23 protein-coding genes are annotated in these 21568 nt (G+C 65.5%); 14 read left to right on the top strand and 9 right to left on the bottom strand.

Going from position 1 to position 21568, the window contains the following annotated elements; all coding sequences use genetic code 11:
* Positions 1-13: 13 nt before the first annotated feature.
* From NO357_RS18445 to NO357_RS18435, 3 genes are all read left to right on the top strand, one after another.
* Positions 14-805: an amino acid ABC transporter ATP-binding protein gene (locus tag NO357_RS18445; protein WP_306737211.1), complete on the top strand. Its 792-nt coding sequence runs from the start codon at positions 14-16 to the stop codon at positions 803-805.
* A 219-nt stretch (positions 806-1024) separates the two neighbouring features.
* Positions 1025-1564, top strand: a complete 540-nt coding sequence (locus tag NO357_RS18440) for a hypothetical protein (protein ID WP_306737210.1) — start codon at positions 1025-1027, stop codon at positions 1562-1564.
* A gap of 15 nt (positions 1565-1579) precedes the next feature.
* Positions 1580-2269, top strand: coding sequence for a hypothetical protein (locus NO357_RS18435; protein ID WP_306737209.1), 690 nt, complete (start codon positions 1580-1582; stop codon positions 2267-2269).
* A 102-nt stretch (positions 2270-2371) separates the two neighbouring features.
* On the opposite strand, the gene NO357_RS18430 is transcribed toward NO357_RS18435, so the two are convergent.
* The 3 genes from NO357_RS18430 to NO357_RS18420 are packed head-to-tail and all read right to left on the bottom strand — an operon-like array spanning position 2372 to position 4196.
* Positions 2372-3442 carry a 5-(carboxyamino)imidazole ribonucleotide synthase gene (locus tag NO357_RS18430; protein ID WP_306737208.1) on the bottom strand — a complete coding sequence of 357 codons (1071 nt, stop codon included), beginning with the start codon at positions 3440-3442 and terminating at the stop codon, positions 2372-2374.
* Entirely contained in the window at positions 3435-3923 is a 489-nt protein-coding gene (purE, locus tag NO357_RS18425; protein WP_306737207.1) for a 5-(carboxyamino)imidazole ribonucleotide mutase, read from the bottom strand. Before purE ends, NO357_RS18430 begins: the two co-directional genes overlap by 8 nt.
* 48 nt (positions 3924-3971) lie before the next feature.
* Positions 3972-4196: a YdcH family protein gene (locus NO357_RS18420; RefSeq protein WP_306737206.1), complete on the bottom strand. Its 225-nt coding sequence runs from the start codon at positions 4194-4196 to the stop codon at positions 3972-3974.
* Between the two features lie 175 nt (positions 4197-4371).
* Between NO357_RS18420 and NO357_RS18415 the strand changes: the two genes are divergently transcribed.
* Positions 4372-4785 (top strand): Hsp20 family protein, encoded by a 414-nt coding sequence (locus NO357_RS18415; RefSeq protein ID WP_306737205.1) that lies wholly within the window; start codon positions 4372-4374, stop codon positions 4783-4785.
* Positions 4786-4789: 4 nt separating this feature from the next.
* On the top strand, positions 4790-5017 hold the full coding sequence (locus NO357_RS18410) for a DUF1150 family protein (protein ID WP_306737204.1): 228 nt from the start codon (positions 4790-4792) through the stop codon (positions 5015-5017).
* Between the two features lie 19 nt (positions 5018-5036).
* Here NO357_RS18410 and NO357_RS18405 read toward each other — a convergent pair whose 3' ends face one another.
* The gene (locus NO357_RS18405) at positions 5037-5678 is read right to left on the bottom strand and encodes a hypothetical protein (protein WP_306737203.1); all 642 of its coding nucleotides are present in this window, start codon (positions 5676-5678) and stop codon (positions 5037-5039) included.
* 85 nt (positions 5679-5763) lie between these two features.
* Between NO357_RS18405 and NO357_RS18400 the strand changes: the two genes are divergently transcribed.
* The gene (locus tag NO357_RS18400) at positions 5764-6732 is read left to right on the top strand and encodes a threonine dehydratase (RefSeq protein WP_306737202.1); all 969 of its coding nucleotides are present in this window, start codon (positions 5764-5766) and stop codon (positions 6730-6732) included.
* A gap of 98 nt (positions 6733-6830) precedes the next feature.
* Here the strand turns inward: NO357_RS18400 and NO357_RS18395 are convergent, their stop codons facing one another.
* Positions 6831-8915, bottom strand: coding sequence for a bifunctional sulfate adenylyltransferase/adenylylsulfate kinase (locus NO357_RS18395; protein WP_306737201.1), 2085 nt, complete (start codon positions 8913-8915; stop codon positions 6831-6833).
* A 208-nt stretch (positions 8916-9123) separates the two neighbouring features.
* Positions 9124-10068: a thioredoxin-disulfide reductase gene (gene trxB / locus NO357_RS18390; RefSeq protein ID WP_306737200.1), complete on the bottom strand. Its 945-nt coding sequence runs from the start codon at positions 10066-10068 to the stop codon at positions 9124-9126.
* A gap of 202 nt (positions 10069-10270) precedes the next feature.
* On the opposite strand from trxB, the gene NO357_RS18385 reads away from it, so the two are divergent.
* Positions 10271-10771, top strand: a complete 501-nt coding sequence (locus tag NO357_RS18385; protein WP_306737199.1) for an Lrp/AsnC family transcriptional regulator — start codon at positions 10271-10273, stop codon at positions 10769-10771.
* A gap of 159 nt (positions 10772-10930) precedes the next feature.
* On the opposite strand, the gene truA is transcribed toward NO357_RS18385, so the two are convergent.
* The gene (gene truA, locus NO357_RS18380) at positions 10931-11704 is read right to left on the bottom strand and encodes a tRNA pseudouridine(38-40) synthase TruA (RefSeq protein ID WP_306737198.1); all 774 of its coding nucleotides are present in this window, start codon (positions 11702-11704) and stop codon (positions 10931-10933) included.
* A 101-nt stretch (positions 11705-11805) separates the two neighbouring features.
* Here truA and NO357_RS18375 point away from each other — a divergent pair, with 101 nt between their 5' ends.
* The 5 genes from NO357_RS18375 to NO357_RS18355 are packed head-to-tail and all read left to right on the top strand — an operon-like array spanning position 11806 to position 16406.
* Positions 11806-13221 carry a YcjX family GTP-binding protein gene (locus tag NO357_RS18375; RefSeq protein ID WP_306737197.1) on the top strand — a complete coding sequence of 472 codons (1416 nt, stop codon included), beginning with the start codon at positions 11806-11808 and terminating at the stop codon, positions 13219-13221.
* On the top strand, positions 13218-13649 hold the full coding sequence (locus tag NO357_RS18370; protein WP_306737196.1) for a GNAT family N-acetyltransferase: 432 nt from the start codon (positions 13218-13220) through the stop codon (positions 13647-13649). The genes NO357_RS18375 and NO357_RS18370 overlap by 4 nt, the downstream gene beginning before the upstream one ends.
* Complete coding sequence (locus NO357_RS18365; protein WP_306737195.1) at positions 13646-14641, top strand: YcjF family protein; 996 nt, start codon at positions 13646-13648, stop codon at positions 14639-14641. The genes NO357_RS18370 and NO357_RS18365 overlap by 4 nt, the downstream gene beginning before the upstream one ends.
* Positions 14638-15936 (top strand): SDR family oxidoreductase, encoded by a 1299-nt coding sequence (locus NO357_RS18360; RefSeq protein WP_306737194.1) that lies wholly within the window; start codon positions 14638-14640, stop codon positions 15934-15936. Before NO357_RS18365 ends, NO357_RS18360 begins: the two co-directional genes overlap by 4 nt.
* Entirely contained in the window at positions 15936-16406 is a 471-nt protein-coding gene (locus NO357_RS18355) for a DUF2269 family protein (RefSeq protein WP_306737193.1), read from the top strand. Before NO357_RS18360 ends, NO357_RS18355 begins: the two co-directional genes overlap by 1 nt.
* 37 nt (positions 16407-16443) lie before the next feature.
* Here NO357_RS18355 and NO357_RS18350 read toward each other — a convergent pair whose 3' ends face one another.
* Positions 16444-16851, bottom strand: coding sequence for a group III truncated hemoglobin (locus NO357_RS18350; protein WP_306737192.1), 408 nt, complete (start codon positions 16849-16851; stop codon positions 16444-16446).
* Positions 16852-16945: 94 nt separating this feature from the next.
* Positions 16946-17491, bottom strand: a complete 546-nt coding sequence (locus NO357_RS18345) for a hypothetical protein (RefSeq protein WP_306737191.1) — start codon at positions 17489-17491, stop codon at positions 16946-16948.
* A 278-nt stretch (positions 17492-17769) separates the two neighbouring features.
* Here NO357_RS18345 and ileS point away from each other — a divergent pair, with 278 nt between their 5' ends.
* Positions 17770-20736: an isoleucine--tRNA ligase gene (gene ileS / locus NO357_RS18340; RefSeq protein ID WP_306737190.1), complete on the top strand. Its 2967-nt coding sequence runs from the start codon at positions 17770-17772 to the stop codon at positions 20734-20736.
* On the top strand, positions 20733-21536 hold the full coding sequence (locus tag NO357_RS18335) for a hypothetical protein (RefSeq protein ID WP_306737189.1): 804 nt from the start codon (positions 20733-20735) through the stop codon (positions 21534-21536). Before ileS ends, NO357_RS18335 begins: the two co-directional genes overlap by 4 nt.
* The last annotated feature ends 32 nt before the right edge of the window (positions 21537-21568 follow it).

The following is a 21568-nucleotide window of genomic DNA, read 5'->3' as shown; positions in this document are numbered from 1 at the left end:
AAAGGAGAGTTTCATGTCCGAACTCGCAATCGATCGCGATGTAGACCGCAGCCAGATGTCCGTCTCGGACGAGGTCGCTATCGAAATCACCAACATGAACAAGTGGTACGGCACCTTCCACGTGCTGCGCGACATCGACCTGACCGTGCAGCGCGGCGAGCGGATCGTGATCTGCGGGCCCTCGGGTTCGGGCAAGTCGACGCTGATCCGCTGCATCAACGCGCTGGAGGAACACCAGCAGGGCCGGATCGAGGTGGACGGCACGGTGCTCAGCTCAGACTTGAAGAACATCGACAAGATCCGCTCCGAAGTCGGCATGGTGTTCCAGCACTTCAACCTGTTCCCGCATCTCACCGTGCTGGAGAACCTGACGCTGGCACCGATCTGGGTCCGCAAGACGCCGCGCAAGGAGGCCGAGGAAACCGCCCGCTTCTACCTGGAGAAGGTCAAGATCCCGGAACAGGCCGACAAATATCCCGGTCAGCTGTCCGGCGGCCAGCAGCAGCGCGTGGCGATCGCCCGCTCGCTCTGCATGAAACCGCGGATCATGCTGTTCGACGAACCAACGTCGGCGCTCGACCCCGAGATGATCAAGGAAGTGCTCGACACCATGATCGAGCTCGCCGAGGAGGGCATGACCATGCTCTGCGTCACCCACGAGATGGGCTTTGCCCGCCAGGTAGCGAACCGGGTGATCTTCATGGATGCCGGTCAGATCGTCGAACAGAACGAACCGCAAGAGTTCTTCAACAACCCGCAAAGCGACCGCACCAAGCTGTTCCTCAGCCAGATCTTGGGGCATTGAAGCGGTCACCGGAGCAACCGAAAGGCGAGGCAGGGGCCTCGCCTTTTTGCATTCCGGCCAGATCGATGCGCCTTCGCGCGAGGCATGTTGCGGCCTGCCTCCGGGGCGCGGGTTCGCACCGAAATGCCCCGGCATAACCCATTTGGGTTTTTCGCATGACGCGCCGCCGGGCGTAGGATTGCGCCATTGTTCCCCTCAACCCATTTCGGGAGACCCGCATTGACCAGGCATCTTCTTCTCTCCGCCGCCATCCTTTCCGGCTTCGCCCTCTCGGCCGCGGCCCAAACCACCGTCCATCCCGGCAAGGTCGAAATCCAGGGTGACCTGACCGTCGATGCCGGCACCACGGGCAGTCTCTATGTCGAGGATGACAGCGTCATCGACGGCAGCCTCTGCCTTGGCAACACCTGCGCCCCGGGCATGGCCTTCGCCAACGACGAAACGCTGGTCTTCCAGTACACGCAGCATTCCATCGTCTTCAACGACACCTCCTCGTCCACCAGCCCCGACCGCGACTGGAAACTGCGGATCAACGATCCCAACACCCGCGCTTCGGGCGGGATCGACAAGTTCGCCGTCGAGGACACCACCGCCGGCACCACCCCCTTCACCATCGCAGGCGGCGCGCCCGAGAACGCGTTCTGGCTCGGCAGCAGCGGCAATATCGGGCTGGGCACCGCCCTGCCGCAAAGCGATCTGCACATCGTCGACGGCACCACGCCGGCGATCCGGCTCGAACAGGACGGCAGCCAAGGCTAGACGCCGCAGCAATGGGTGCTTCAGGGCAATCACGGCGGCTTCGAGCTCTATAACCCGACCGCCGGCATCACCCCGATCTATGTCAAGACCGGCATCAACGGCTATTCGCTGGTGGTCGACGACGCCGGCCGGGTCGGCGTCGGTGCCTTCACCCCCGAAGCGGCGCTGCACGTGCTGCGCTCGAATGGCACGGCCAGGCTCTATGTCCAGGAAAACAGCGCCGTCTCCAGCCCCCGCACCCTGCTCGACCTGCGCAATTTCGGCCGCCCCGAGATCGTGATGGGCAATACCTCGACGGGTGGCGAATGGTCGTTCGGGGCGGGGACGAACTTCATCCTCAAACAGGGCGCCGTCGGTTCCGCCTCCTCGGCCAAGACCAAGCTCTTCGAAGTCAAATCAAACGGCGACGCCACGCTGACCGGCACGCTGACAACCGGCGGCACCACCTGCGGCGGCGGCTGCGACCTGGTGTTCAGCGACGACTACGACCTGCCGTCGATTGCCGAGCACACCGAGCGGATGTTCGCGCTGGGCCACCTGCCCAATGTCGGCCCGACGAGCGAGAATGAACCGATCAACGTCTCGGACAAGCTCGGCCGCATGCTGAACGAACTTGAGCATGCTCATATCTACATCGCCCGCCAGCAGGAGCAGATGGCACGGATGCAAGCCGAAATCGATGCGCTCAAGGCGGCTCGGCACTGAGAGAGAAGGCCTCTCGCCCCTTCATCTTGCAGAAATTACTCCGGGGGGATGCCACAAAATCCATGGATTTTGTGGCTGGGGGGCAGCGCCCCCCGCGACCTCTCAACCGCGCTTGACCCGGTTGATATGGCCCATCTTGCGGCCGGTTTTGACCTCGGCCTTGCCATAGAGATGGATCGCCACATTCGGTTCCGTTGCCAGCGCCGGCACCTTGTCCATGTCGTCGCCGATCAGGTTTTCCATCACGACATCGGAATAGCGCTCGCCGTCGCCCAACGGCCAGCCGGCGATGGCCCGGATATGTTGTTCGAACTGGTCGATGCTGCAGCCCTGTTGCGTCCAATGGCCGGAATTGTGCACCCGGGGGGCGATCTCGTTGACGATCAGACCGCCAGGGGTCACGAACAGCTCCACCCCCATCACGCCGACATAATCGAGCGCGCCGAGGATCTTCGCCGCCAAGAGCACCGCGTCAGTACGCTGGGCGGGTGTGAGCCGCGCCGGTACGGTGGTCGTGCGGAGGATGCCCTCGCGGTGCACGTTCTCGCCCGGGTCGAAACAGGCGACCGAGCCATCCAGCCCCCGCGCCGCGATCACCGACACCTCGTGACTGAAATCGACAAAGCCCTCCAGCACCGACGGTGCTCCGGCCATCGCCGCCCAGGCCGCGCCGGTCTCGTCCGGCGCATCGAGCCGGGCCTGCCCCTTGCCGTCATAGCCGAAGCGGCAGGTCTTCAGGATCGCGGGTGTGCCGATCGTGGCGATGCCGGCCCGCAGATCGTTCTCCGAGTTGACCGGCGCGTAGGGGGCCGTCTGCAGCCCGAGCCCGGTCAGGAAATCTTTCTCGATGATCCGGTCCTGGCTGACTCTCAGCGCCTCGCGCCCGGGGCGGATGGGTTTCAACGTCTCGAGGATGTCGAGCGCCGAGGTCGGGATGTTCTCGAACTCATAGGTGATCACGTCGACGCTCTCGGCGAAGGTGCGTAGCGCCGCTTCGTTGTCATAGCCCGCGGTCGTCACCCGCTCGGCCACGTGGCCGGCGGGCGCGCCCGCGCCGGGCTCGTAGATGTGGCAGCGATACCCCAGCCGCGCCGCTGCAACGGACAGCATGCGGCCCAACTGCCCACCACCGAGGATGCCGATCATCGATCCGGCGACGAGCGGCTCAGTCATCGCTTGGTGTCTCCGGGATCGAGGCCGACAGTGTTGCACGCCACTCGTCCAGCCGTTCGGCGAGCGCCGGATCCGACACGGAGAGAATGCCCGCTGCCATCAACCCGGCATTAGCCGCTCCGGCGGCCCCGATCGCCATCGTGGCAACCGGGTAGCCTTTCGGCATCTGGACGATGGAATAGAGGCTGTCGACGCCCGACAGGGCCTGTGTCTGCACCGGAACGCCGATCACCGGAACCCGCGTTTTCGAAGCCATCATGCCCGGCAAATGCGCCGCTCCGCCGGCGCCTGCGATGATCACGTTCAAGCCGCGGTCGACGGCGGTCTTGCCATAGTCCCATAGCCGGTCGGGCGTGCGGTGGGCCGAGACGATTTTCGCCTCGTAAGGAACACCCAATTCGTCCAGAATATTCGCCGCTTCTTTCATCGTGGGCCAGTCTGACTGGCTGCCCATGATGATGCCGACTTTCACATCGCTCATGATCTGTCCCCGGTATCAAGAGAGGCGCACTATAGGGATAATTCCGCCTCAGGCAATGATATCCGGCGTCAGGCGGTCCTCGATCAGGGCAATCATGTCCTTCAGCGCCAGTTTCTTTTTTTTCAGCCGCTGCAGCATAAGTTGATCGGCGGTGCCGCGCTCCTGCATGACCCGGATCGACTCGTCAAGTTCCCGGTGCTCACGGCGGAACACTTCCAGTTCCACGCGCAGCACCTCGTCAGTTTTCATCGAGATATCCGAAGGGGCGTTCATCGCAGCTTGATTCCTTTCACTTCAGACAACGATAAGATACTGAAATTCCGCGTTTTCGCAAAGCCCCTGCATGGGCTCTTGCATGGTTTGTCGAGCGCTACCATATTCTTACCAGGCGGCTGCCGGAACGGGGCCGCCCTTGCACTGTCGCTTATGCACCAAAAGGGCCGTGTCGATGACGAAACTCACCCTGGGGACTGCCCCCTATCTTCTCGGGTTCGAACAGCTCGAACGTCTGCTGGAACGCAACGCCAAGTCCGGCAACGAAGGCTATCCGCCCTTCAATATCGAGCAGACCTCGGACAACTCCTATCGCATCACACTGGCCGTGGCCGGGTTTTCTGGATCCGACCTCTCGATCACCGTCGAGGACCGACAACTGGTGATCCGCGGCCGCCAGAGCGACGATGCCGAGGGCCGCATCTTCCTGCATCGCGGCATCGCGGCGCGTCAGTTCCAGCGCAGCTTCGTGCTGGCGGACGGCGTCGAGGTGGGCGAGGCGGTGATGGAAAACGGTCTTTTACATGTCGATCTGACCCGCGCCGTCCCCGAACAGGTGGTGCAGACGATCTCGATCAGGAAAGGGTAACGTCATGGATGTGAAATACGATTTTGGGCCTGAAGATGAGAACCGCATCGTTTACGTGCGTAAGGTGGCGGTGAAAGACCTGCCTGCGGACGTGCAGGCGCAGGCCGGCGGCCTCGAAAGCCTTTACGGCGTGTACCGTGCCGATGGTGAACAGCTGGCACTGGTGCCGAACCGGGCGCTGGCCTTCGTGCTGGCACGGCAGAACGACCTGGCACCGGTCACCGTGCACTGACCCCTTAGGGCGGGTGTTTTCACTCACCGTACGTCGGTGGCCATATGCCCAGGCGGTCGTGGATATCCGCCGCCGCCTTGGCGTAGGTCTCTGCCCGCTTCCGGTCCTGTAGCGGCTCCGGCGCGGAGAACGGCGCAACGGCCGCCCGCGCCGAGCTGCATTCGGAGATTTCGACCCCCGCCAGCGCCAGATGCGCCGACAGCCACAGATCATCTGCCGCAAGGCACACCTCGGGCGGCGGCGGGCACGTGAATCCCGCCGGTACCAGTACCCCGGCAAACCCCTGCGCCACCAGCCCGCCGCGCCGTTTCAGCCGTTCAACGGAAAAAACCGAACCCGCCGCCGCGCCGTGCTCCGCGGCGTCCTCCAGCGCCGCCAGCCAGCCCGGCGCGTAAAGGCAATCGTCATCACAAATCGCGATTGCTGCGCCTGGTTCGGCGGATTGCGCTGCCAGGAACTTGGTTGCCGGGCCGTGATCCTCGCATCGGAGCAGGTCGACGCCGCCCGGCAAGGGCGGGGGAGAGACCGCGCCTGGAAAACGCAGATAGCGCCGGGGTAGGGCGAGCACCACCTTAGCGGCCCCTTGGGCCAACAAGCTTTCCAGCACCGGTCCCAGCCCGGCAAAGCGTGGCGGGACCGAGGTGAGGGCGATCACGGTCATCGCAGTCCCTTCGGTCGTCAGCCGGGGTTTACCCCGCCCGTCTGCGCTGTCAATCTTTGCCGCAACAGACAGGAGGGTCGGAGCCATGTTCACCATACCCGAGCTGGAGGAGGCGCATGCCTTGGTCGGGCGTCACGTGCCGCCGACTCCGGCGCATGACTGGCCGCTGCTCAGCGAAGCGCTGGGCGCCACCGTCATCGTCAAGCACGAGAACCACGCCCCCACCGGCGCCTTCAAGGTGCGCGGCGGCATCACCTTCATCGACTGGCTCAAACGCACCCACCCCGACATGCAGGGGGTTGTCACCGCCACCCGTGGCAACCACGGTCAGTCCCAGGCGCGCGCGGCCATCGCCGCCGGGTTGACCGCGAAAATCCTCGTCCCGCACGGCAACTCGGTCGAAAAGAACGCCGCGATGCGCGCTTATGGGGCCGATCTGATCGTGCACGGCCGAGATTTCGACGAGGCCAAGGACGAAGCCATGCGGCTCGCGCAGACCGAGCCGCTTTATCCGGTGCCGCCGTTTCATCGCGAACTGGTGCGTGGCGTGGCCACCTATGGTTATGAACTTTTCACGGCGCATCCGGATCTCGACGTGGTCTATGTCCCGATTGGCTGCGGCTCAGGTATCTGTGGCACCATCGCGGCGCGTGATGCGCTGGGGCTCAGCACCGAGGTCGTCGGGGTCGTGGCCGCCGGCGCGCCCTGCGTCAAGCTTTCGGTCGAGGCGGGTCGGCTGATCGAGACCAACGAGGCCCGCACCTTCGCCGACGGCACCTGCGTGCGTGTTCCCGTTCAGGAAGCCTTCGACATCTATTCCACCGGCACCAGCCATATCGGCGCGGTCACGGATGATGAAATCGCCGACGCCGTGCGGCTCTTCTACAGCGCCACGCACAACCTTGCCGAGGGGGCAGGGGCGGCGGCCCTGGCGCTTGCGCTGCAGGAAAAGGAGCGGCTGAAAGGCCGAAAGGTCGGGCTGGTGCTGTCAGGCGGAAACATCGACCGGCCGCTTTACCAGACCATTCTCGCCGGCGGCACGCCCGAAGCCTGAGCACTGCAACCGAACGCAACGGCTGATCACGAAGCCTGAACGAAAACACCCCGACGCGCCGGCGCCGGGGAGCTTTCAGATTCGTGCCGAGGCGCGTTCTACCCTGCGATCAGCCCCATCTGCTCCAGCTTCAGGATCACCTGGTGGGCGCAGTTGTCGACATCCACGTTCTCGGTTTCGACCCGCAGCTCGGGGTGGTCCGGCACGTCATAGGGGTCGGAAATCCCGGTGAACTCCTTGATTTTGCCTTCGCGCGCCAGCTTGTAGAGCCCCTTGCGGTCACGGCGTTCGCATTCTTCGATGCTTGTCGCGACATGCACCTCGACAAAGGCACCGTATTGCTCGACCTCCTCGCGCACCGCCCGGCGGGTGGTGGCATAGGGCGCGATCGGCGCGCAGATGGCGATGCCGCCGTTCTTGGTGATCTCGCTGGCGACATAGCCGATGCGGCGGATGTTGAGGTCGCGGTGTTCCTTCGAGAAGCCGAGCTCGCTGGAAAGGTTCTTCCGCACGATATCACCATCGAGCAACGTTACGGGCCGTCCGCCCATTTCCATCAGCTTGACCATCAGCGCGTTGGCAATGGTCGATTTGCCCGACCCGGAGAAGCCGGTGAAGAAAACCGTGAAGCCCTGGTTGGAGCGCGGCGGATAGCGCCGGCGCAGCTCGCCCACCACCTCCGAGAACGAGAACCATTCCGGAATTTCCAGCCCCTCGCGCAGCCGCCGCCGCAGCTCGGTACCCGAGATGTTCAGCACGGTGGCGTCGTCCTCGACCTCGTCCGCCGGCTCGTATTGAGCGCGTTCCTGGACAAAAACCATGTGTTTGAAGTCGACCATCTCGATGTCCATCTCGTCCTGATACTCGCGGAACATCTCCTGGGCGTCATAGGGCCCGTAGAAATCCTCGCCCTGCGAGTTCTTGCCCGGCCCGGCGTGGTCGCGGCCGACGATGAAATGGGTGCAGCCGTGGTTCTTGCGGATGAGCCCGTGCCAGACCGCCTCGCGCGGACCGGCCATCCGCATGGCGAGGTTCAGAAGGCTCATCGTCGTGGTCGACCCCGGATATTTGTCGAGCACGGCCTCATAGCACCGCACCCGGGTGAAATGATCGACGTCACCCGGTTTGGTCAAGCCCACGACCGGGTGGATCAGCAGGTTGGCCTGCGCCTCCTTGGCGGCACGGAAGGTCAGTTCCTGGTGCGCCCGGTGCAGCGGATTGCGGGTCTGGAAGGCCACGACCTTGCGCCAGCCCAGCTTGCGGAAATAGGCGCGCAACTCGTTCGGCGTGTCGCGGCGGCCGCGGAAATCGTAATGTACCGGCTGCTGGATGCCGGTCACCGGGCCGCCGAGATAGACCTTGCCGGCGGTGTTGTGCAGGTAGTTGACCGCCGGGTGCGCGTCGTCGTCGGCGCCGAAGACCTTTTCGGCTTCGCGTTTCTTGTCCGGCGTCCAGCGGTCGGTTACCGTCATGGTGGCAAGGATCACGCCTTCCTGGTCGCGCAGGGCGATATCCTGACCCAGTTCGATGCTTTCGGCGAAGGTTTCGCTGACATCCAGCGTGACCGGCATCGGCCAGAGCGACCCGTTGGCCAGCCGCATGTTCTCGACCACGCCGTCATAGTCCGCCTCGCTGAGGAACCCCTTGAGCGGGTTGAACCCGCCGTTCATCAACAGTTCCAGATCGCAGATCTGCCGCGGCGTCAGGTCATGGCTGACCAAATCGGCAGCCTCGACCTTGAGCTTCTGGGCGCTGTCGTAGGAGACATAGAGTTCGGGGATGGGGGCAAGGTTGTTCTGCACGATTTTGGTCCTGTGTTTGAAGGGAGCATGGCCGCTGGTGGTGCCGGTCAACTCGGCATGGAGCGCGTCGTATTCGGCGAATTTGCGGGCCAGGAACTGGTCAGTGAGGCGCAGCTTTTCCGCTGCGCCGCGGGTGGTCAGGCTGTATGCGAAGCGTGCCCGCCGGTCGGGGCCGTCGCGGTCTCCGACCTTGATCAGCCCGGCCTCGGCAGCGGCCCGCATCAGCCCGTTGAGCCGCCCCAGCGAGATGCCCAGTGCCTGCGCCGTCGCGCGCTGCGACGCCTCCGGCGCCAGATCGAGCTGGCGCAGAAGGCGGAAGCGCAGATCGTCGTCTTCCGACAGGGCTGTCTTCTGCGGCGTTTTCGGGTCGGTCGGGGTCATCCGGGTCTGCTCTAGGTGCGTTCATTCGTGAACATTTCTCGTATTGTTCATTTCTGAACAAACCTCAAGCGGTGAATTCGGGTGATTTCGGGGCGTGACTCATCTGCAACGCGGGACCGCTGGGCCCCGGACCCGATCCGGGGCCTCGGATAACAGTGGTTGAGGTCCCGGGTCAGGCCCGGGACGCGGATCGCCATGTGGCCGGGGATCAGCCTTCCTGCTCGGCCAAAAACCGCTCGGCCTCGAGCGCGGCCATGCAGCCCATGCCGGCCGAGGTCACGGCCTGGCGGTATTTGTGGTCGGTCAGGTCGCCGGCGGCGAAGACGCCGGGAATGCTCGTTTCGGTGCTGTCCGGCTTGGTCACCACATAGCCGCCCATATGGGTCTCCAGCACGTCCTTGACCAGTTCGTTTGCCGGCGCGTGGCCGATGGCGATGAAGACGCCCTTGCACGGGATCTCGGTGATCTCGCCGGTCTTCACGTGCTTGACCTTGACGCCGGTGACGCCCAGCGGGCTGTCTTCGCCGACCACCTCTTCCAGCGTGTGGAACCACAGCGGTTCGATCTTGGGGTTCTTGAACAGCCGGTCCTGCAGAATCTTTTCGCTGCGCAGCTCGTCGCGGCGGTGGATCAGGGTGACTTTCGAGGCGAAATTGGTCAGGAACAGCGCCTCTTCCACGGCGGTGTTGCCGCCGCCCACCACCACGATCTCCTGCCCGCGATAGAAAAAGCCGTCGCAGGTGGCGCAGGCCGAGACGCCGAAGCCCTTGAACTTGTCTTCACTCGGCAGGCCCAGCCACTTGGCGCGGGCGCCGGTGGCCAGGATCACCGCGTCAGCGGTGTAGATCGTGCCGCTGTCGCCGGTGGCAGTGAACGGGCGTTGCGACAGGTCGAGATCGGTGATGATGTCGGAAATGATCTCGGTGCCGACGGCGCGGGCGTGTTCTTCCATCCGCATCATCAGCTCCGGGCCCTGCACCTCGACGTCGCCGGGCCAGTTTTCGACCTCGGTCGTGGTTGTCAGCTGGCCGCCGGGTTCAAGCCCTTGGACCAGGATCGGTTCCAGCATGGCGCGCGAGGCATAGACACCGGCGGTATAGCCGGCCGGACCGGATCCGATGATCAAAACCTTGGTGTGACGCGTCTCTGCCATTTTGTGTCCCCCGGGGTGAATAGGCTGTGTCCCGCGCGATATAACCACGGCCTGCGCGACAGAAAAGCCCCCGGGAGCCTGGCAGCGCGGCTTTGTCGCTGCCGGGGCAGCTTGCATAAGGATATTGCGGCGTTGTGAAACAATATTGCGCGCAGTCGAAGCGATGCTATAACATCCTTAAATTCTCAGGAGAGGCCCAATCATGGCAGGCACGCGCCTTGACCCGATCGACCGCAAGATCCTCGCCGAGCTTCAGGCCGACGGGCGCATGACCAATGTCGAACTGGCCCGCCGCGTCGGCATCTCGGCGCCGCCCTGCCTGCGCCGGGTGCGCACGCTCGAGGAGCAGGGTTTCATCCGCGGTTACCATGCCGATGTCGATCCGCGCGAACTGGGGTTCGAAGTGCAGGTCTTCGCCATGGTCGGCCTGCAGAGCCAGGCGGAAGCCGATCTCAGCAGGTTCGAGGCCCGCTGCCGTGCCTGGCCGTTGGTGCGCGAGTGCCACATGCTCAACGGCGAGGTCGATTTCATCCTGAAATGCGTGGCGCCCGATCTCTCGACCTTCCAGTCCTTCCTGACCGAGGAACTGACGGCGGCCGAGAACGTGGCGTCGGTCAAGACCTCGCTGGTGATCCGCTGCGCCAAGGACGACCCCGGCGTGCCTTTCGAGGTGCTGGAAGACCGCCTGTCGCGCAGCGCCTGACACAATGGTTTGCCGGCGCGCGCAGGCCTTGGGGGCGCTGCCCCCAAACCCCCGAGGTATTTTTGAACAGAAGAAGCAGCGGATCGAAGCGGATCAGACCTCGACGCCGGGACCAGCGGCCGTCACCTTACACAGTCTCCGGCGTCCGCGCCCGGCCTGTCAATCCGCGGCAAACGGGTCCTCGGGGTATCCTACGTCGGCAAGATAAAGCCCCTCGGGCGGGCAGACCGGGCCGCAGGCGGCGCGGTCGGCGGCGTCGAGCGCCGATTTGACATCCTCCGGCGACCAGCTTCCGGCGCCGACCCGTTCCAGCGTTCCGACGATTGACCGGACCTGGTTGTGCAGGAAGGAACGCGCGCGCAAGCGGAAGTGAAACTCGGCTGCGGTCTCCCGCGCCACCGGCTCGATGGATATCTCATCCAGCGTCTTCACCGGGCTCTCGGCCTGGCACATGGTCGAGCGGAAGGTGGTGAAATCGTGCCGTCCCACCAGATACGCGGCTCCTGCGCGCATGGCGTCGAGGTCGAGCGGCGCCTTCACCTGCCAGACCAGTCCGCGCTGCAACGTGGCCGGGGCCCGCCGCACCAGCAGGCGGAACAGGTAGCGCCGCTCCACCGCCGAAAACCGCGCGTGCCAGTCGTCGTCGACGCGAGCCGCGGCGAGAATCGCCACCGGCTGCGGTTTCAGGTGATAGTTCAGCGCCTCGCTCAGGCGGAACGGATCCCAGTCCTTTTCCAGGTCGCAATGCGCCACCTGCCCGAATGCGTGCACCCCCGCATCGGTACGCCCTGCCGCGGCTATTGTGTGCGGTCCGGGTTCGAGCCGGGCCAACGCCGCCTCGACCGCGCCCTGCACCGAGGGCTGGTCGGCCTGGCGCTGCCAGCCGGCGAACGGGCCGCCGTGATATTCGATCCTGAGGGCGTATCGTGGCATATCCGCCCCTTATCGCGCGGCCAGCGGCCCGGCAAGGGGTGGCGCGCAGCCCGCCCCGGCATTATCTTGGAGCAAAGAACAGGCGGAAAGGGGCGCCGCGAGTGGTCATCTCCAGGCTGGCAGACAGCGTCGCGCGCGGGGTTGAGGCCGTCTCCGACAGTGTTTCGGAGGCGCTGTTCGAGCCGGTGATCCGGCTCGGCGTCACCGGGCTGTCTCGGGCAGGCAAGACCGTGTTCATCACCTCGCTGGTCGCCAATCTGACCAACCGGGACCGCATGGCCGGGTTGACGGCCGAGGCCGAGGGCCGGATCGTGGCCGCTTTCCTGCAGCCTCAGCCCGACGACACCGTGCCGCGTTTCGATTACGAAGCTCATCTCGCCGCGCTCACCGGTGCCGCGCCGCATTGGCCCGAAAGCACGCGGGCGGTGTCCGAATTGCGGCTGTCGTTCCGGGTCCGCCCGGCTGGGTTGCTGGCTGGACTGACCGGGCCGCGCACCGTGCATCTCGACATCGTCGATTACCCCGGTGAATGGCTGCTCGATCTCGGCCTGATGGAGAAGGATTTCGCGGCCTGGAGCGCCGACCAACTGGCCCGGGCCGCGACCCGGCCGCAGGCCGCCAACTACCTGGCGCTGGCGCGGACGACCGACGCCGCATCGCCGCTTGATGAGGTCCAGGCCCAGGCGCTGGCGCGCAGTTATACCGACTACCTCGCTACGGCCCGCGCGGCAGGCTTCTATGATTGCACGCCGGGGCGGTTCCTGCTGCCGGGCGATCTCGCCGGATCGCCGGTGCTGACCTTTGCGCCGCTCGCCCGGCCCGACCGGACGGCCCGCCGCGCGCTGTGGCGCGAGTTCGAGCGCCGGTTCGAGGCCTACAAGGCGCGCGTCGTCCAACCCTTCTTTCGTGATCACTTCGCGCGGATCGACCGCCAGGTGGTGCTGATCGATGCGCTGGGGGCAATCCATGCCGGGCCGCCGGCGGTGGACGACTTGCGTCGGGCGCTGGCCGATATCCTCGGCGCCTTCCGTCCCGGCCGCAACGCCTTCCTCAGCCGTCTGCTGATGGGCAAACGGGTCGAGAAGATCCTGTTTGCCGCGACCAAGGCCGATCACCTGCATCACAGCCAGCACGGCCGCCTTGCCGCGATCATGGAGGCGCTGGTACGCGAGGCCCGTGACCGCGCAGATTTTGCCGGGGCCGAGACCCGCGCCATGGCGCTAGCCAGCCTGCGGGCGACGGTGGAGGAGACCATCGACCACGACGGGGACAGTCTCGACTGCGTCCGCGGCACGCTGCGCGACAGCGGCAAGCAGGCTGCCTTCTATCCCGGTGCATTGCCCGACGACCCGATGCGGCTCCTGAACCCGGCGCGCCAGGGCGCGGACAGATGGCTCGATGCCGACTACGAGGTGATGACCTTCGCGCCCGCGCGTCTCAGCTTGAAGCCGGGCGAGGGACCGCCGCATATCCGGCTCGACCGCGCCGCCGAGTTTCTGCTGGGGGACCGGCTATGACTCCGTGCCGTGCCCGTCTCTGGCATGTGTTGCGGCTCGCCCGTATCCTCTGGGCGGCGGTGCCCCGCCGTGATTGGCGCGCCCGTCTCGGCGACCTCGTCCTGCTCGCCCGGCTGATCCGTCGCGGCCAGATCACCCATGTGCCGGGCCGGCTCGGTCCGTGCGGCTTCCTGGCCCGTGACGGCAGCCGCATTCACGCACTCTACACCCATCCGCGGGCACGCCGGACGGGCGTGGCCTCGCGGCTGATGGCCGAGGCGCAGACTGCCGCCCAGCGGCTGGAACTCTGGACCGCGCAGGACAATGCCGCCGCCCGGGCCTTTTATGCCGCGCATGGCTTCTACCCGGTGAACCTGTCCTGCGAGGGGCAAGGCAATGATGAAGGCCGCCCGGACATGCGGCTGATCTGGAAAAGGAACGCGCCATGACCAAGGGCCCGGTTCTGATCGACCTGGAAGGCCGCACCCCGGCGCAGAGCCCGGCCGAAGCGCCGCCGGTGCCGGATACCGCCGACCTGCCGGAAGGTCGCGCGATGCAAAGCGTCGCGGCGCTGGCCGCGCGCCGCCCGTCGCGGCTGGCGCGCTGGTTCTGGGGGCTGCTGGGGGCGCTGGTTGCTGCCTGGTTGTCGGTTGCGGCCTGGGATTTCGTCACCGGGCTCATTGACCGCGCGCCATTGCTCGGCTGGGCGGTGACCGGGCTCACATCCGCCTTCCTGCTGGTTCTGCTGGCGATCGCGCTCAAGGAGCTTGCCGGCTTTGCCCGGCTCAGGCGCATGGATGCGTTGCACCACGCCGCCACCGCGGCGCTGTCGACCGACGACTTGCAGGCGGCCCGCGATGTGGTGACTCGACTCGACCGGCTGTATGCCGGGCGGGCCGAGCTGGAATGGGGACGGGCACGGCTCAAAGAGCGTGGGCCGGAACAGTTCGACGCTGCCACGCTGATGACGTTGGCCGAGGCCGAACTGATGGCCCCGCTCGACGCGGCCGCGCTGAAAGAGATCGAAGCCGCGGCGCGGCAGGTCGCCACCGTCACCGCCATCGTGCCACTGGCGCTGGCCGATGTGGTGGCGGCACTCACCGCCAACCTGCGCATGATGCGGCGGATTGCCGAGATCTATGGCGGCCGTTCGGGCACGCTTGGTAGCTGGCGGCTGACGCGGGCGGTGTTGACCCATCTCGTTGCCACCGGCGCCGTCGCGGTGGGTGACGATATGCTGGGCAGCCTCGCCGGAGGCGGGCTTTTGGGCAAGTTGTCGCGCCGCTTCGGCGAGGGTGTCGTCAATGGTGCGCTCACTGCCCGGGTGGGTGTCGCGGCGATGGAGGTCTGTCGGCCGCTGCCGTTTGCAAAGGGCAAACGGCCTTCGGTCTCAGCCACGGTGGCCCGGGCCCTGAAAGGCCTCTTCGGAGCCGCCAGGTGAGACGTGTACTCGTCCTCGGTGCCTATGGCATGATCGGGCGGGCAATCACCCGCCACCTGCTCGAGCAGGGTCACCGTGTCACCGGCTTCGGCCGCTCGATCCGCGAGGCGCGCCGGGCCTTCCCGGGGCTCGACTGGTATGTCCACGACATGCGAACCATGACGCTGCCGGCCGACTGGCTGCCCTATCTGCGCGATATCGACGTGGTGGTGAATGCCGCCGGCGCGTTGCAGGATGGGCCGCGCGACGACCTGACGGCGGTGCATGCCACCTCCGTTGCCGCCCTGGCCGAGGCCTGCGCGACCCATGGCGCCGATCTTGTCCAGATTTCCGCCGCCGGGGTCGCGCCCGCGGCCGCGACGCATTTCTTCCGTTCGAAGGCCGCCGGCGATGCCGCGGTGCAGGCCTCGGGTGCAACCCACTGGATTCTGCGCCCGGGACTGGTGCTTTCGGACACCGCCTATGGCGGCACCGCGCTATTGCGGATGCTGGCCGCCGTGCCGGCGATCCAGCCGCTCGCCATGGCCGATGCGGCGATCCAGACCATCGGCATCGCCGATCTTGCGCGCGCTGTTTCAGCCTGTCTCGACGACCGGATCCCCGCCGGCACCGTGGCTGATCTGGTCGAGGATCATCCGCACCCGCTTTCCGAGATCGTCGCGGAGATACGCGCCTGGCTGGGGTTCGCCCCCGCCCGCGCGACGCTGGTCGCTCCGGGCTGGCTGCTGCGGCTGACGGCCGGGGCCGCTGATGTCGTCGGCCGACTGGGGTGGCGATCGCCGCTGCGCAGCACCGCCCTGCGCACCCTCGCCGATGGTGTGCGCGGCGACCCCGCAACCTGGGCCGCCGCGGGCGGACCACCGGTCAGCGGTTTGGCCGATACGCTGGCACTGATGCCGGCCCGTGCCGAGGATAGACTGGCCGCCGGAATGTGGCTCGCCATGCCCTTCGTGATCGCCACGTTGGCGCTGTTCTGGGCACTGTCCGGCGTAATCGGATTGCTGCGGCTCGAGGCCTCGGCCGCGATCCTGACCCATGTTGGCTGGCCGCTCTGGACGGCGCAGCTATCGGTGGCCGGCTGGGCGGTGGTCGATATCGCCCTGGCACTCGGCCTGCTCTGGCGCCCGATGGCGCGGCGCGCGGCGCTGGGCATGGCGGCTGTGAGCCTGGTTTACCTGCTGCTCGGCAGCCTCCTGACGCCGGCGCTCTGGGCCGACCCGCTGGGTCCGCTGTTGAAAATCCTGCCGGGGCTGATGCTGGCGCTGGTCGCCGTGCCGATGCTCGACAGCCGCTGATGGAACTGGTCGATGCCTTGCGCTGGCTGCACGTGATCGGTGCCACCGTTCTGCTCGGCACCGGCGCCGGCATCGCCTTTTTCATGGTGATGGCCCGCCGAACCGGCGACCCGCGGCTGATCGCCCATACTGCCGGCATCGTGGTGCTGGCCGATTGGCTGTTCACCACCTCGGCCGTGATCGCCCAGCCCGTGACCGGTACCTGGCTCGCCTTTCAGCTTGGCTGGGAACTCACCGAAGGCTGGCTGCTGCTGTCCATTGCACTCTACGTCCTCACCGGCGCCTTCTGGTTACCCGTTGTCTGGATCCAGAAAGAGCTGCGCAACATCGCGCGCGCGGCCGCGACCGCAGGCACCGAGCTGCCGCCGCGGTTCGATCGGCTCTACCGCCTCTGGTTTCTGTGTGGCTTTCCCGCCTTCGCCGCGGTGCTTACCATCCTCTGGCTGATGTTGGCCCGGCCCGTCCTTTAGGTCGCAAGCCGTTTCGAAACGGCGTCCCGCGCGCCACTCATCGCAGGATCGGCACCCCGCCCGGCCCCTGCAACTTTTCGACCACGCCGGCCCGCAGGCTGCGTCCGATCTTGTGCGCCAGAGCCGACCAGGCCCGGGCCTGGTCCTCGTGCAATTCCTGCGCCAGCACCCGGTCGAACAGGTCGAGCCAGGTCTCGAACATCCCCGGGCGCACGTTGCCCGCGTCGCGGTGCACTTGCACCGGATTGCCGTCATAGACCTTCTCGTGCAGGATCGCGTTGGCCCAGAACGCGGCCACCCGTTCCTCGTGCGCCGGCCAATCCGCGACATGCACGGCAAAGACCGGTCCCAGCCCGGGATGCGCGCGCACCCGGGCATAGAAGGCCGCCACCACCCGCTCGATCTCGTCGCGGGTGACGTCGAACCTGGGGGGAAGGGTGCTCATACCGTCTCTCCGTTGCGGCGCGGTCCGCAGCACCGCCCCGCCAAGGTAAGTTGTGTCGCCAAGACCCGTAAGACGCCCGATTGCCGCGCCGGTGTCACTGGCCGTACGAGTTCATCTTGATCTGTTGTGGATAGCCGTAGACATCTTTCGACTTGTCGCGCGACGACGCGCTGCCGGCCGAAATCGCCGCTCCGACCAATCCGAACCCGACCAGCATATGTCCCGCAGCTTCGGCCTGATAGGCCTGCTGCGTCAGGTTCACCGGCTCGACCACGCGCTTGAGGTCGCGCGGGCCGGCCTTGCAGCGCACCGTCATCGGCGGGCTCTGCCGGCCGTAGGAGGGCAGGTTCACGATTTCCCCGGCCTTGAGAGCCACCGTGAAAAACTCGGTTTCCATCGTGCAGGGGGCCGAGCTGGCATAGGTCGACACGTTGAAATCGTTGAGCTGGAAAGCAATCCGGGTCGGCAGCACGGCAACTGGCGTCATGGCCTTGCCCTTGGTTGAAAAGACCACCTTGTCCGACACATTGTCCGCGGCCCGGGCCGCCTGATAGCGTGTCGCGCCGTTTCCGGTCTCCTGACAGCCTGCCAGAGCCGCCAACGCCGAAAGGGCTGTTACTGATACCATACGAATCGTCATGCTGTTCGATCTCCTTGCAAAGTTGACGCCGACTAGCATCAACCTTGCTGTGCGGCAATCCCGTCACCGTCGGTCTCCCAACCCGATCAAAGCGTGCGGCGGCCTCTGGACCATGGGTAAAACCCGCCCTATAACCCGGGGCCAAGATGCAAGGGTTTGCGATCATTATCCGAATTATATCCCCGGCGCTCTGATCCGAAGGGCCGCCGGGCAAAGGCGTATGGGACCCCGCGCCGATCACGATCCCCTGCAATCCTCTCCAAGAAGGACTGACGGTCATGTCTGACCAGACCCCCGACTACAAAGACACGCTGAACCTGCCGAAAACCGATTTCCCGATGCGCGCCGGCCTGCCCAAGCGCGAGCCCGAGTGGCTGGAACGCTGGGAGAAGATCGGCATCTATGACCGGCTGCGCGAAAAGAACGGCCGCGACAGCTTCGTGCTGCATGACGGCCCACCCTATGCCAACGGCCACCTGCATATCGGTCACGCGCTGAACAAGACGATCAAGGACATGATCGTGCGGTCGCATCAGATGATGGGATACGACTCGCGCTACGTGCCCGGCTGGGACTGTCACGGGCTGCCGATCGAATGGAAGATCGAGGAGCAATACCGCCAGAAAGGCAAGGACAAGGACGAGGTTCCGGTGGTCGATTTCCGCCAGGAATGCCGCAAGTTCGCCGAAGGCTGGGTCGACATCCAGCGCGACGAGTTCAAACGCCTCGGCATCACCGGCAACTGGGACGACCCCTACCTGACCATGGCCTTCCACGCCGAGGCGGTGATCGCCGCCGAGTTCCAGAAATTCCTGATGAACGGCACGCTCTACCAAGGGTCGAAACCGGTGATGTGGTCGCCGGTCGAACAGACCGCCCTGGCCGAGGCCGAGGTCGAATACCACGACAAGGAAAGCTTCACCATCTGGGTGAAGTTCAGGGTGGTTCCATCGCGCCCCGGCCCCCGAGCCGGGGCCTCGGGCGCAGAGGTCCCGGGTCAAGCCCGGGACGGGGTGGGCAGCGATCTGACCGGAGCGCATGTCGTCATCTGGACCACCACGCCCTGGACCATCCCGTCGAACAAGGGCGTCGTCTATGGCGACAGCTTCGCCTATGGCCTCTACCAGGTCACCGACACCCCCGAGGAATGCTGGGCCAGCGTCGGCGACCGCTTCATCCTTGCTGACAAGCTTGCGGGAGACGTGATGCGCCGCGCCCGTCTCGATGACGGCATGTGGACCCGCGTCCGCGACGTGACGGCCGAGGAACTCTCGGGCTTGCTCCTGCAACACCCCTTCGCCGGCGCCGAAGGCGCGAACGGCGAATGGGACGACCTGCGCGATTTCCGCGCCGCGCCCTTCGTGACTGACGAGGAAGGCACCGGCTTCGTGCACTGCGCCCCCTCGCACGGGATGGAGGAATACGAGCTTTACCGCGATCTGAACATGCTCGATCAGGTCATCACCTACAACGTGATGGACGATGGCAGCTTCCGCGAAGACCTGCCGTTTTTCGGCGGCAGGATGATCCTCAAGCCCAACGGCAAGGAGGGTGACGCCAACGCGGCGGTGATCGACAAGCTGGTCGAGGTGGGCGGCCTGCTGGCGCGGGGCCGGATCAAGCATTCTTACCCGCATTCCTGGCGCTCGAAGGCGCCGGTGATCTATCGCAACACGCCGCAATGGTTCGCCGCCATCGACGTGCCGGCGGGTGGCGACGATACCTATGGCAAGACGATCCGCGAACGGGCGCTGACCTCGATCGACGACCTGGTCAAGTTCACACCGCAAACCGGCCGCAACCGTCTCTATTCGATGATCGAGACCCGCCCCGACTGGGTGCTCAGCCGCCAGCGCGCCTGGGGCGTGCCGCTGACCTGTTTCACCCGCAAAGGGGCACTGCCGACCGACGAGGGCTTCCTGCTGCGTGACGACAAGGTCAATGCCCGCATCATCGAGGCGTTCGAGGCCGAAGGCGCCGATGCCTGGTACGCCGACGGCGCCAAGGAGCGGTTCCTAGGCAACGACTATGACCCCAGCGACTGGGAGCAGGTGTTCGACGTGCTCGACGTCTGGTTCGACAGCGGTTCGACCCACGCTTTCGTGCTGCGCGACCGCGCAGACGGCACCGCGGACGGTATCGCCGACGTTTACATGGAAGGCACCGACCAGCACCGCGGCTGGTTCCATTCCTCTCTGCTGCAGGCCTGTGGCACGATCGGGCGGGCGCCCTATCGCAACGTGGTGACGCATGGCTTCACGCTCGACGAGAAGGGCAACAAGATGTCCAAATCACTGGGCAACACCATCGTGCCCGAAGAAGTGGTCAGGCAATACGGCGCCGACATTCTGCGGTTGTGGGTGGCGCAGACCGACTACACCGCCGATCAGCGGATCGGGCCTGAGATCCTGAAAGGGGTGGCCGACAGTTACCGGCGGCTGCGCAACACGATGCGCTTCATGCTCGGCTCGCTGGCACAGTTCGATGAAAGCCAGCGGGTGGCGCCAGATGACATGCCCGAGCTGGAGCACTGGGTGCTGCACCGCCTGGCCGAGCTCGATCACAAGGTCCGCTCGGGCTACAAGGCGTTCGATTTCCAGGGCGTGTTCTCGGCGATCTTCAACTTCTGCACCGTCGATCTCAGCGCCTTCTACTTCGATATCCGCAAGGACGTGCTCTATTGCGACGGCGAAAGCGCCCGCGCCCACGCCGCCCGCACCGTGCTCGACCTGCTGTTCCACCGGCTGACCACCTGGCTCGCGCCAATCCTGCCGTTCACGACCGAGGACGTGTGGCTGTCCCGCGTCTCCGGGGACGACAGCTCGGTGCACCTGCAGGATTTCCCGGCCACCCCCGCCGACTGGCTCGACGAGCCACTGGCGGCGAAATGGGCGATGATCCGGCGGGCCCGTCGTGTGGTGACGGCGGCGCTGGAAATCCAGCGCGCCGACAAGGTGATCGGGGCTTCGCTCGAGGCCGCGCCGGTGGTGCATGTCCGCAATGGCGACATGCTTGGCGCCCTGAAGACGGTTGATTTCGCCGATATCTGCATCACGTCCAGTATCTCGCTCACCGCTGACCCGCTGCCGCAAGAGGCGTTCCGCCTGCCGGAAGTGGAAGGCGTCGGCGTGGTGTTTGAGAAAGCCGAAGGTCAGAAATGCCAGCGCTGCTGGAAGATTCTGCCGGATGTCGGCCATCACGCCCATGCAGGCGTCTGCGGCCGGTGTAACGAGGCGCTTCGGTGAGCAACGCGGACCTTTCGGCGGACGCTTCCGCGAAATCTGTCTCGAGGCACGACACCATAGACCTCGACCGTCTCGACCAAGCCCAGCGCACCGCGCTGGGCGATACGCTTTATGTCCTCCACCAGAAGATCTTTCGCGGGCCGGACAAGGCCCATTTCTTCAACCATGTTTTTTCGCCGGACGCCGAACGTAACATGTTGCGGCTCTATCTCGATGAAACCGGTGCGCCGGTCGGCTATTGCGCCGTGCATCGGTTTCGTCGTCACCTCGCCGACCAAGCTTGTCTGGTGATCCGTGCCGAGGCGGGGCTGGATCCCGATTTCCGCGGTCGCAGCAGCACCTATTGGTTCGGCATGATCCGTGCCCTGCGCACCAAACTTCGTCATCCATTCACGCCGCTCTATTACCTCGGCACACTGGTCCACACGTCAAGCTATCACCTGTTCTGCAAGTATTTTCCGCTGGTCTATCCATCCGCCGGTCGACCGATGCCGGAACAGATGCGCGCGCTCGCCCTGAACTTGATCGAAAGTTTTGACAGTCCGGCGGTTGACCCAGCCGATCCTCTGGTGCGCGATGTCGGATGGATCACGATCGAGACGCCGCAGGAAACCAGGCTTTCCCGGCAGAATCATCGGCCCGACATTGCCTATTTCCTCGAGCGGAATCCCGGTTTCGCCCGGGGCCATGGGCTTGTTGTTCTGGTTCCCCTGAGTTGGTCGAACCTCTTTGCCGCTATCGGTCGCCGCCTGCGTGAGGTGATTGGCCTCAAGCTCACCCGCCGGCCGGAACGGCTCTGACGTCAAGTCGCGCGAGATACGTGGACGCTCTG

Origin of the sequence: Marimonas arenosa, assembly GCF_030848945.1 — a bacterium.
GTDB lineage: Bacteria > Pseudomonadota > Alphaproteobacteria > Rhodobacterales > Rhodobacteraceae > Marimonas > Marimonas arenosa.
This window is presented reverse-complemented; position numbering and strand designations above follow the sequence as displayed.